11 protein-coding genes are annotated in these 11,400 nt (G+C 52.6%); 4 read left to right on the top strand and 7 right to left on the bottom strand.

Annotation, left to right across the window (positions count from 1 at the left end; translation table 11 throughout):
- Positions 1–161: 161 nt before the first annotated feature.
- The 5 genes from NWF35_RS00005 to NWF35_RS00025 all read right to left on the bottom strand — a co-directional run bounded on the left by NWF35_RS00005 (position 162) and on the right by NWF35_RS00025 (position 5,966).
- A complete protein-coding gene (locus NWF35_RS00005; protein WP_301237069.1) occupies positions 162–1,361 on the bottom strand; it encodes a peptidase MA family metallohydrolase in 1,200 nt (399 codons plus the stop codon).
- 118 nt (positions 1,362–1,479) lie between these two features.
- Positions 1,480–3,018: a glutamine-hydrolyzing GMP synthase gene (gene guaA, locus NWF35_RS00010; RefSeq protein WP_301237070.1), complete on the bottom strand. Its 1,539-nt coding sequence runs from the start codon at positions 3,016–3,018 to the stop codon at positions 1,480–1,482.
- Between the two features lie 236 nt (positions 3,019–3,254).
- Positions 3,255–3,722, bottom strand: a complete 468-nt coding sequence (locus tag NWF35_RS00015) for a DUF2062 domain-containing protein (RefSeq protein ID WP_301237071.1) — start codon at positions 3,720–3,722, stop codon at positions 3,255–3,257.
- Positions 3,723–4,111: 389 nt separating this feature from the next.
- Positions 4,112–4,333: a hypothetical protein gene (locus tag NWF35_RS00020; RefSeq protein WP_301237072.1), complete on the bottom strand. Its 222-nt coding sequence runs from the start codon at positions 4,331–4,333 to the stop codon at positions 4,112–4,114.
- Between the two features lie 13 nt (positions 4,334–4,346).
- Positions 4,347–5,966 (bottom strand): sodium:solute symporter family protein, encoded by a 1,620-nt coding sequence (locus tag NWF35_RS00025; RefSeq protein ID WP_301237073.1) that lies wholly within the window; start codon positions 5,964–5,966, stop codon positions 4,347–4,349.
- 195 nt (positions 5,967–6,161) lie between these two features.
- On the opposite strand from NWF35_RS00025, the gene NWF35_RS00030 reads away from it, so the two are divergent.
- Together NWF35_RS00030 and celB are read left to right on the top strand one after the other, a co-directional pair.
- On the top strand, positions 6,162–6,470 hold the full coding sequence (locus NWF35_RS00030; protein ID WP_301237074.1) for a PTS sugar transporter subunit IIB: 309 nt from the start codon (positions 6,162–6,164) through the stop codon (positions 6,468–6,470).
- A 12-nt stretch (positions 6,471–6,482) separates the two neighbouring features.
- Positions 6,483–7,754 (top strand): PTS cellobiose transporter subunit IIC, encoded by a 1,272-nt coding sequence (celB, locus tag NWF35_RS00035; RefSeq protein WP_301237075.1) that lies wholly within the window; start codon positions 6,483–6,485, stop codon positions 7,752–7,754.
- Positions 7,755–7,814: 60 nt separating this feature from the next.
- Here the strand turns inward: celB and NWF35_RS00040 are convergent, their stop codons facing one another.
- Positions 7,815–8,246: a hypothetical protein gene (locus tag NWF35_RS00040; protein ID WP_301237076.1), complete on the bottom strand. Its 432-nt coding sequence runs from the start codon at positions 8,244–8,246 to the stop codon at positions 7,815–7,817.
- 164 nt (positions 8,247–8,410) lie between these two features.
- Here NWF35_RS00040 and NWF35_RS00045 point away from each other — a divergent pair, with 164 nt between their 5' ends.
- Together NWF35_RS00045 and NWF35_RS00050 are read left to right on the top strand one after the other, a co-directional pair.
- A complete protein-coding gene (locus tag NWF35_RS00045; protein WP_301237080.1) occupies positions 8,411–9,049 on the top strand; it encodes a trimeric intracellular cation channel family protein in 639 nt (212 codons plus the stop codon).
- Between the two features lie 305 nt (positions 9,050–9,354).
- Positions 9,355–9,717 (top strand): L,D-transpeptidase, encoded by a 363-nt coding sequence (locus NWF35_RS00050; RefSeq protein WP_435873789.1) that lies wholly within the window; start codon positions 9,355–9,357, stop codon positions 9,715–9,717.
- Positions 9,718–9,837: 120 nt separating this feature from the next.
- Here the strand turns inward: NWF35_RS00050 and NWF35_RS00055 are convergent, their stop codons facing one another.
- Complete coding sequence (locus NWF35_RS00055) at positions 9,838–11,175, bottom strand: S8 family serine peptidase (protein ID WP_301237079.1); 1,338 nt, start codon at positions 11,173–11,175, stop codon at positions 9,838–9,840.
- Between the last annotated feature and the right edge of the window lie 225 nt (positions 11,176–11,400).

Genomic DNA, 11,400 nt, shown 5'->3' on the forward strand with positions numbered 1-11,400 from the left:
TTCATCTTGTCAACACTTTTTTTCGAGATTTTTTTCGCCGCCTTCCGGACAACCCGTCCGCATCGGCGACAGGAATTAATATATCACGGTCGACATGTTTCGTCAACACTTTTTTTCATGAACACAATCCCGCCTGACCTCGCGGGAAATTCATACACATCCTACGTTCCGCTCCCTTTCTCAATCCCCTTATCTCCCACCTCCTTTCTTTTGTGGATGACCCATTCCACACTGATCCGATCCAACGTTTGGCCCAAAGCCTTTTGCACCGCTTTCCTTGTGCGTGCATTGCAGATCGCCAGTTTATCTGAACTATCTTGGTCGATCACGGGAAACATCGCCAAGACGGCAAAAAGCCGTCGCAATTTCTTTTCTCCGTAACGGTCGATCAAAAATCGGAAGAAATCACGGGATTGTGCATAGAACCGGGCAGCTTCCACATCCGACAGCCGTTCCAGATTGCGCTGTTCCAAATCACGGATCGTCCACCTCGATGACACCGACCCCGTCGAATCTTCATGCTCCTTCAATCCTGGGAGCAAATGGGACTGATAGTAACCGGCCGCTCCCTCCTGTAACCAATATGCCGCATTGTCACTGGTCAATTCACTGATCATGTGATGCGTCATCTCGTGAACAATCCCCATGGCAAACGAGGGTTCCCAGTCGTCCACATTCGACAGACCGACGAACTTGATCGCCTGTCCTGCTTCATGCCAACCGGCCGCCCACATGGGGAGTGACAATTTGACCGATTGTCTGAATACCTCCGGATGGTGATACAACTTCACCTCCACATCGCGTCCGGGTGTCCACCCATATTTGGAACGGAACTGTACCAGTGACCGCTGCACTGTTTCCAACGCCACTGTAGCCTGATCGAGCAACCGTCGGTCGGTATAACGTACGATCACGCCTGTTCCCGTCATGTTCTGAAACGGATAATCTGAATCACGCCATCCTTGATCTGTCCGTTGAAACAAGAGAGGAAACTTGACGGCATATCGGGTGCCTTTCCTTCGATAAGACTGCTCCACCCAGGCCAATACTTGATACGGACGGTACGGAATGACCGAAAGGACATCTAGTCGGTATGAACCGCGATCGACGTAACGGATTGCGTCTTGGAACCAACGTTTCTGTTCTTGCATGTAGACCGGACGATCCGGGTGAAGTACACGCCGAAAAGAGACCCAATCCCGTCTGTTCACCGCCTGCGCTTTCTCGTGTGCCAGTTGAATGATCTGTTGGGTAACCGGGGGACAAGGTGCGGCTGACACCGTCCCTTGCCAAAGCAACAACCCTACCAACCATCCAGTAGCTATCAACCCACATCTCCGCATGATCCGCCGTCGTTTCACCCATCATCCACCCTCTCCGGTTTCTTCATCTTATAATGTGAAGCAAATGAACGGACATCATACGGAGAAATGAGAGGCAAAAAAAACGGAGCCCAGATCAGGCTCCGTCGTTATTCTGTCACTCCCACTCAATTGTCGACGGGGGTTTGGAGGTGATATCGTAGACGACACGGTTGACACCGTCCACTTCATTGACGATCCGGTTGGCGATGCGTTCCAACACGTCGTACGGAATCCGTGCCCAATCCGCCGTCATCCCGTCAACGGAGGTGACGGCTCGAATACCAACCGTGTACGCATAAGTGCGAGCATCCCCCATGACACCCACACTGCGGAAATCAGGAAGTGTGGTAAAGTACTGCCAGATCTCCCGATCCAGACCGGCACGCTGGATTTCCTCACGCAAAATGGCATCCGACTCCCGCACGATCGTCAGCTTCTCCTCCGTCACTTCACCGATCACGCGAATGCCCAACCCCGGACCCGGGAAGGGTTGCCGCCACACAATCTCTTTGGGCAGTCCGAGCTCTTCGCCCACTTTCCGCACTTCATCCTTGAACAGGGTGTTCAGGGGCTCGATCAACTCCATCCGCATGTCCTCCGGCAGACCGCCCACGTTGTGGTGGGATTTGATCGTCTGCGCCGTGGCAGTACCGGACTCGATGATATCAGTATACAGTGTACCCTGCCCGAGGAAATGATGTTCCCCCAGCTTGTCGGATTCTTCCTCAAACACGCGGATGAATTCGTTGCCGATGATTTTCCGTTTTTGCTCGGGATCGGTCACACCTTTCAGTTTTTGCAAGAACCGCTCCCGTGCGTCCACTTTGACCACGTTCATATGGAAATGGTCGGCGAACGTGCGCATCACGCTCTCCGCTTCCCCTTTGCGCAACAATCCGTGATCCACAAACACGCAGGTAAGTTGCTCTCCTACCGCCTTGTGAATCAGGACAGCCGCGACGGAGGAATCCACACCGCCGCTTAGTGCACACAACACCTTTTTGTCCCCTACACGCTCGCGGATTTCCCGGATCGTGTCGTCAATAAAGGTTTCCATGCTCCAGTTCCCTTCGCATCCGCAAACGTCATACAGGAAACGGCGGATCATTTCGTCGCCGTTAACGGTGTGACGTACTTCCGGATGAAATTGGACGGCGTAGATGCGCCGATTCGGATCACTCATCGCAGCCACGGGCGCCGATTCGGTCCGACAATCCACTTGGAAGCCGGACGGCGGTTCCACCACCACATCACTGTGGCTCATCCACACCAATTGTCGACGGTCCATGTCGCGGAACAAGGGAGAATCGGATACCACTTCGGTTTCCGCTTTTCCGTATTCACGCTTGTGGGCTCGTTCCACCCGGGCACCGAAATGGGCCGAGATCAACTGCATTCCGTAACAGATCCCCAAAATGGGTACACCCAACTTAAAAATGGCCGGATCGCACTTGGGCGCCCCTTCGGCATAGACGCTTGCCGGTCCACCGGAAAACACGATGCCTTTCGGTTGCATCTCCCGCAGCCGGTCCGCCTTGATATCAAACGGAAGCAATTCGCTGAACACACCCAGATCACGAATCCGGCGGGCGATCAGCTGGTTGTATTGCCCGCCAAAATCCAGTACCACCACACGTTCCATCGGCTTGTCCATCCCCACATACTCCTTCCACAGGCAAGATTCCATACAAAAAGACCGGGTCTGTACCGCTCGACCTGGCGATACGGGACTCGGTCGACCGATCGCTTGTGAGGAACCGACCTCAGTCGGTAGCATGATGCCATGATGATAACCTTATGCTGTCCTTATATGGGATCATCATACCAATCGCCCATAATACGGTCAAGGGCGCAACCGTGACAGGGATTTTTTCCCGGATACGGCACACCCTAGATCCGATTCCGCCGTTCCTTACGACGACGATAGGATATCAAGGCCCAATAGACCAGCACGTATCCGACAACAGCCACCACCGCTCCCACGATGGCGCTGCCCACGAAGAATGCCAATCCTTTTTCTTTCCATGTGTGCCAGGTAGTCAAATCATGCCAATGCGGTGAACCAACGGCTTTATTGCTCCCGCCGATCAATCGGTTACCCAACGTATAATTGATATACAAAAATACGGGCAAAATCACTTTGCCCATCAGGTACCCGATCAGTGCGGCGGGCAGACTGCCCCGGAACAACAAGTTGAGCGGATACAGCAGGAAAAAGGCGATTCCCAAGGTGGGCAATGTGATAAATTCCAAAAAGACGCCAAGGGCGAACCCTTTGGCCACAATCGACGGTGCGCCCTTGGTGCGTAGAAGTTTGAGGTATTCGAGACGGATGCGCCGAAAAGCGTTTCTGATCATACGACCGCTCCCATTGCGTATTTCTTCTCTTACATTATAACGGACAACCACGGGCTGTCGCGCAGGGAGAAGTTGGTGACACAAAATATTCCCCGTATCCGTCCAACATGAATCTCTCTGGAAGTATATCAAGGACGCTTGAATAAACCGGAAGTGCAGGACACAGGAAAAGTACGCTTCGCTCACAAGAAATTTGCCCGCGACTCAAACCTGAGTTTCTCCGGTTCACCGCTTAGTCGGGATTGAGAAAATCGCTCACTCGGAAAAGCTTCGCTTCAAGAAATAACCAGACACGCCTCAGGACGTGTCTGGTTGGTAAACATCCCCTCTTCTTGCAACGTGTTCTCCCAGCCGGAAAAAGGCTGCCCTTCGCTATTATTCAGACATCTTCATCTCCGATTCTCCCGCCGGGTACGCCACAACGGTGCCACAAGAAACAAAGCTCCGAAGGCGAAGGTGGCGATTCCCCACCACCAATCGATGTTCCACCCGGTCAATATCTTCGTTTGCGGGTGAAACAACACCCCGTACACCATCAGCATAATCCCGTAGATCACGAACAACACACCCGTCAAAAAGCGAAGATCCAGCCAAATAGAAGAACGCCTCATTCCTTGTCCCTCCTCACCAGAAGTACCAATTGAGTCCCACCAACAACGCCGTGGCTACCACTGCCACCCAACCCGGTCGCTGGTACCATTTCCAACCCTGATACGAAGGCAGGGGAGTGGTCCCGTAAACCAGGCCCTTCAGTTCCTCTTCCGTTTTGGGTTTGGTGAACAACGAGACGATCACCGTCACCGCCACTGTGATCACCCATGCCCACCAGGCACGCCAAAAGTTACCTTCCTGTGGGCTGGTGAAAAAGTGCTCCGGCAGAGCCACGTTGAGCAATAGCGCACCCGCGGTGCCGGAAACCAAGCCCCAAAAACCGCCCCACGGCGTGGCCCGCTTCCAAAACATCCCCATCAGGAACGTGGCAAACAGCGGCGCATTGAAGATGGAGAACAGCATCTGCATATAATCCATCACACTGGGGTAACCGGCGGCGAGATAAGCCGTTCCAATACTGATCAGCACGCCGATCACCACTGCCCAACGACCCATTTTCACATAATGCTCGTCACTGGCGTCCTTTTTGATGTATGCCTGATAAATGTCATACGTCCACACCGTCGTGAAAGCGGTCACATTTCCTGCCATACCGCTCATGAAGCTGGCCAACATCGCCGTCAAGCCGAGCCCCAGCATTCCCGGCGGGTAATACCGTTCCATCAGCAGCGGTAACGCCAAATTATAACTGGGTCCTCCGGGCTTACCGAGATTGTGGAACAGCACCGCTGCGATTAAGCCGGGGATGATCACCAGAAAAGGGACGAGCATTTTCCACAGCGATGCGTAGATCGGTGTCAATTGAGCCGAACGCAAATCCCGCGCGGCAAATGCACGTTGCACCACGAGGAAATCCGTCGTCCAATAACCGAACGACAATACGAAACCCAAGCCCAACACAACACCCAACCAGTGAATCCCCATCGCATTATGTTCGGGATGGTCCAAACCTGCCCACAGATGACCGAAGGATTCCGGCAGACGCTGAATCATCGCATCCCACCCGCCCAGTTCGTGAAGGCCTAGGATGGGGATCAGCAATAACCCGAGCCAAATCAGGAAAAACTGAATGACCTCATTGTAGATGGAAGAGGTTAATCCTCCCAGTCCCACGTAAATTAACACCACCAATGCCGAGACCAGCACGCTGACGTTGATAGACCAGCCCACCAACACTTGGAAAATCAATGCCATCGAGTATAGGCTGATCCCGGAGACCAACACTGTCATAATCGCGAAGGAAATGGCATTCAGTCCACGGGTCGCCTCATTGAAACGGTATTTCAGATATTCCGGAACCGACCGCACACGGGAGACATAATAAAACGGCATCATATACAACCCCAAAAACAACATCGCCGGTACGGCCCCAATCCAGTAAAAGTGCGTGGTCATCCAACCGTATTCTGCACCGTTGGCCGCCATTCCTAATACTTCCAACGCCCCCAGATTGGCCGACAGAAAAGCCAAACTGGTGATCCAGCTCGGAATCGAGCGTCCCGACAGGAAAAAGTCCTCCCCCGTTTTGGCCCTGCTTTTCAACATCCATCCGATCCCAATCACAAATACGAAATAAATCAAGACAAACACGTAATCGATCCAACCGGCATTCAACAATACATCCTGTTTCAATGGTTACCACCTCCATCCACTTTCTTGATACCGCTTTCAGATTATTGTGCGTAATACTCCCTGTTAATTAATAATTTTAATTATCTATCGCTCGGATTGCAAGCAATCATCCGACTATTTGGAAATAAATACGGATTCCGTCCATATATTAAATTAGGCCAAGCCCAATCAATTCATATACGGAGGTTGATTTCATTGCGCATTTTGCTGTGTTGTTCAGGTGGGATGTCCACCAGTTTGCTGGCGGAACGGATGAAGCAGGCCGCCCGGGACCGAGGGATGACTGTCGACATCCAATCGATCGGCATACACGAGTTTGCCTCAGTGGTGCGAAAATTCGACGTAGTCCTGCTGGGGCCGCAAATCCGTCACAAATGGAACCATCTCAAGTCCATCGCCGATGCTAACGGCATTCCAATCGCGGTGATCGATCCGGTCGCATACGGCATGATTGACGGGCAACGGGCACTCAAACAAGCATTAGCCTGTTTGCCAACACCCTGAGGAGGGAAATGGATGAACCGCTTAATCCAATGGTTGGAGCGGACCCTTCTGCCCATCGCCGGCAAAATCGCAGAACAGCGCCATCTCCAAGCGATTCGTGACGGTTTGATCGCGGTCATGCCGTTTGTGATCATCGGTTCCTTCTTCCTGATTCTCGCATTCCCCCCAATCGCGGCACTGGATCGGTGGGTGAATCCGTATCGTCCGTCGCTACTCATGCCGGTTCAAGCGGGCATTCACATGATGGCCCTGATCGCCACACTGGCGATCGGATACCGTCTGGCCGAACGATACAAGTTGGATGCCCTGGCCGGAGCGACCATCAGTTTGATTGCATTTTTATTGGCAACCCCCTTGCAAAACGATCAGTTACCGGTGCTGTATCTTGGCTCCAAAGGGTTGTTCGTCGGAATCGTACTGGCTGTATTTACCGTGGAAATTCTCCGCTGGTTCGTCCGACGTGACTGGGTGATCCGCATGCCGGCCAGTGTCCCTCCGGCAGTGGCCCGTTCGTTTGCAGCATTGCTTCCGGGAATGCTGGTGATGATCGTGATATGGGGTGTCCGTCTGTTGTTGGAACACACATGGGGCATCTCCATCCATCAAGTGGTACAACAATCGTTGACGGGTCCCCTGCACTACCTGGGCGGCACATTCAGCGGCGCACTGATCTCCGCTTTGTTGATGGGGTTGCTCTGGGCGATCGGCATTCACGGCGACGCTGTCGTCGGCAGCGTGATGGCTCCCGTTTTCCTCAGTCTTACCTTGCAGAATCAAGATGCGAAGATGGCCGGTACCGCCATCCCCAATACGGTCTGTAACCAGTTTTTTGATTTGTTCCTGAACATCGGCGGAACGGGGACCACCTTGTCACTCACCTTGCTGCTCCTGTTTTTCGCCCGGTCCCGCCAGTTGAAAAGTTTAGGGCGCATCGCCATTGCGCCAGGACTGTTCAATATCAACGAACCCATCATCTTCGGCCTGCCCATCGTGATGAACCCGCTGCTGATCATCCCCTTCGTACTCGTTCCCATCGCGACTACTACCCTCACCTATACGGCGATGGAATTGGGATGGGTACCGCGTCCCTACGCACTGGTGCCCTGGACAACACCGATCGGATTCGGCGGCTGGTTAGCGACGGGAAGTTGGAAGGGAGCGGTACTTCAGCTGGTCAACGTGTCGGTGGCTGGGCTGATCTATTATCCGTTTTTCCGTTTGTGGGACCGAAAAAAATGGTCGGAAGAACAAAACGAAGGAAACCATGCTGATGATCAGTCATGACCAGAGAGGATGAGAACTTCAGACCCGTTTATCTCCCCGGCTTCATTCACCCGACCGGGGCTATTTTGATTTCCCACTCTCCCGTTTTTCCCATCCTTCTATCAAAAAATAGCCACTCACTACACCACACAGGATGAAAAAGGAGACATCCACCCGGGCGAGAAAGGGAAACACCTTCATCACATTTTCACTCCAAGACGGGGAGTACATCAACAAGGGCGAAACAGAGAAAATAAACGCAGGGATCACCAATACGAAGTTTTCCCGATTCCATTTCCACACACCAGGTTGACCCACGCGCCGAAGCAATAGTGGAATCCCCATCAACGCCCCTGTCCATAAGGAAAAAACAATCACCGGAATCCAATACGGGTAAAACGGGCCAGAAACGGACAACATTTCTTCCTGTTTGTCATCGACGTATTCTACCCATCGATCCAGATACAAAAAGAAAAAGAGCCCGTACAACACCCACCACAAACGCCGTAGCAACCTCATACCTCCTCCAAACCGAATGATGCCCTCTTGGCGTTTCGCTTTAAACGTATTCATCTCAGTCCATTTTCATTGCCCGAAAAAATCCTATTGATTCTTTCATAACGGTCAATATAATGGGAGATTGGTATGCTGATCGTTTACGGATGGGGGTGATGAAGATGACGTGGGACGTGTTCAATATCATGGGCATTGCAGCATTTGCCATCAGTGGCGCCATTGTGGCGATGGAGGAAAAATACGATATCTTGGGCGCACTCGTCCTCGGATTCGTCACCGCTTTCGGCGGGGGGATTATCCGCAACCTGCTGATCGGCCTTCCCGTCCATATGTTGTGGAAACAGGAAGCTCTGATCACAACGGCCCTGATCGCCATTGTGTTGGCCTATGTATCACCGGACCGTTGGATCAACAACTATAAAAAGTGGATTGATTTCTTTGATGCCGTCGGTTTGTCCGCTTTCTCGATCCAAGGCGCAATTTATGCCGTGCAGGCGCACCACCCGCTCGTCGCCGTCGTCGCGGCCACAGTGCTGACCGGGATCGGCGGCGGAATCATCCGTGATGTGCTGGCCGGCCGCAAACCACTCGTGTTTCGCGGCGAGATTTACGCGATTTGGGCGATGGTGATCGGCCTGCTGATCGGATTGAAAATGGTACGGCAAGGTTGGGAACTGTATGCCCTGTTCGTCGCCATCGTCATGTTGCGCACCATGTCATTTTATTTTGGCTGGCAGCTGCCGTTGCGGGTGCTGGCCGAAGAGAAGAACTCGTCCGCCAATATGCCGGCAAAAGGATAAAAGGCAACCCGAGCAAATGGGTTGCCTATTTTTATTCATTTTTTATGGAAAAACGACTTGCACGTCTACAAGTAATTCAGAATAGCAACAAGACATGCCCTTTATAGCAAAAAAATTCGTTTCCGCGAGAAATGTTAGTGATTAGAGCGTATCTGGTGAATACTGTCCAATCGCTTTCCCGGTACGCCACGCGAGGAGAAACCAGCCAGTTTTGGATGCCTCCATATACATTCATCGGCATCACCCTCACACCGACACCCTTCCGCCCATAAACTGATGTGAACATAAACTGATGTAAAAGGAGGGTGTTGAATTTGCCCAGAATTGACATCTCCCTGTCAAGAAGACGTCTGTTTTTATATGAGGGAAATACGCTGATCAGAAGCTATCCAATCGGAATCGGCAAAATTCTCACGCGGACCCCTGTCGGCCGATATGTAATCATCAACAAGGTTCCCTATCCATACAGTCGACCGGGCGGCCCTCTCAGTCCCTACGGTACACTTTGGATGGGGCTGTCCCGACCTGGTTACGGCATCCACGGCACCAATCGCCCGTCCTCCATTGGCAAGATGGTATCCAGGGGTTGTATCCGCATGTACAACCAAGACGTAGAAGATCTTGGCCGAAGAGTCGGTATTGGTACATCGGTGACGATCCATCCCTGACGCTCCATTTTTCATGAAATCGTTATCTCCCTCGCCCCAAAACGGGTAAAACCCAGGCGCCCTACGGCAACCTGGGTTATTTGGCATCAGCGATTAGCGTCTCTTTTTCTTCCCGCTTTTTTACGGTGCGTTTTTCGCTGCTACAACGGCTTGATACGCATCCACATATCCCGCACCCACCTGATACTTCTGATATCCGCTCATCGGACGGGCCGTCTGTACCAACAGGTTCTTCACCTGATCGGGTGTCAATTGCGGATTGGCTTCCAGCATCAATGCCGTTACACCGGAGATATGCGGCGTGGCCATACTGGTGCCGCTCGCTGTAGTGTAGTACGGCAGATACTGAGGCGGGATGTACTGCACGTCTTTTTTGGTCCCCAACAGATTCAACACCAAACCGGTGGCCGATCTGGTGGATACGATGTCCACCCCCGGGGCGGTGATGGTCGGATGGAGCAAGGGATCTCCCGGCACGCCGCGCGAAGAGAAATCAGCCAGCTTGCCGTCTTTGGTCCCGGCTGCCACCCCGATCACCCATGGCGCCACCGAATAGGGGTTCAGCGTGTTATTGTCCGGCCCCTCGTTCCCCGCCGCAAATACGACGACCATACCGGCATCGTGCGCTTTCTTGCTGGCCACGTTGATGGGGTCATTTGGATCGTAATCACCCGACGTACCCCAACTGTTGCTGATCACCCGGATATGATACGTATCCTTCTTTTCTAATACATAGTCAAACGCTTCCAAAGCCCATATGATGGTGATGGCTTCCCCCGTGCCGATCCCGACCAGCTTGGCTCCGGGTGCCACCCCTTTGTACGTCCCGTCGCTGGCCGTACCATTACCCGCGATGATTCCAGAAACGTGCGTTCCATGACCGCTGGTGGTATCGGTGTTCTGCACATTTTCGAGATAAACCGTATCCCCGCCGAACAGCGAATTCCCCAACAACATCTTCACATTTTGAATTGTTTTGTCTCCGAATTTGAGGTCGGAATGCGTCGCATCGATGCCAGAGTCGATCACCGCCACAGTGACGCCTTTTCCAGTATAACCCAAATTGTTCCATACACGATCCGCCCCGATATACGGAACGCTGTCCTTCAACAGGTACCGAAGGGGCTTGTCATAGTAGATGGAACGAATCTCTCCTCGCTGGAACAACTGCTGCAGTTGTACGTAAGGGCCTTCCACCGCCACCATCGGCAAATGCCGAAATGTCCGTATCTTCAGCCCCAACGCCTGAAGCAGCGACACATCTGCAGCCGTCGGTTGATCATAATAGGTAACGACAGCACGCACCCGGGACAAATCTGTCAACTTGGCCAATTGACCCACGTTTTGCAAAATCGGATCTACTTTTGGTAAAGAAGCCGCTTGAGTTCCTCCGACAGGCATCATCCAGGTCATCAACAGCAGACAAATCAAAGCCACAACTACCATCCGGCGCCGCATCGCCCCACCACCTTCGGAGAGTTGTTTTGATTGGGAGTTGTCCCCATTATATCTCCGGTGTCGGCGGCCGCCCATCCGGCAGAATCCCTATTTGCCTCAGACAATGGTTGTAACTCTTCTGAAAAAACTAAGTGACATCCTCCCCCGAATAAATTCGGGGGCATCCAATCAGGATGCGTACAGGTTGAGCACTGTACTTCGGTTCAGTGACACCATGCCAACCAA

Source organism: Polycladomyces subterraneus (assembly GCF_030433435.1).
Classification (GTDB): domain Bacteria; phylum Bacillota; class Bacilli; order Thermoactinomycetales; family JIR-001; genus Polycladomyces; species Polycladomyces subterraneus.

What these genes read in the sequence shown, in the direction of transcription:
- guaA (WP_301237070.1), bottom strand. Translation starts at nt 3,018, where the DNA reads ATGGACAAGCCGATGGAACGTGTGGTGGTACTGGATTTTGGCGGGCAA.
- NWF35_RS00015 (WP_301237071.1), bottom strand. Translation starts at nt 3,722, where the DNA reads ATGATCAGAAACGCTTTTCGGCGCATCCGTCTCGAATACCTCAAACTT.
- NWF35_RS00020 (WP_301237072.1), bottom strand. Translation starts at nt 4,333, where the DNA reads ATGAGGCGTTCTTCTATTTGGCTGGATCTTCGCTTTTTGACGGGTGTG.
- celB (WP_301237075.1), top strand. Translation starts at nt 6,483, where the DNA reads ATGAACCGCTTAATCCAATGGTTGGAGCGGACCCTTCTGCCCATCGCC.
- NWF35_RS00045 (WP_301237080.1), top strand. Translation starts at nt 8,411, where the DNA reads ATGACGTGGGACGTGTTCAATATCATGGGCATTGCAGCATTTGCCATC.
- NWF35_RS00055 (WP_301237079.1), bottom strand. Translation starts at nt 11,175, where the DNA reads ATGCGGCGCCGGATGGTAGTTGTGGCTTTGATTTGTCTGCTGTTGATG.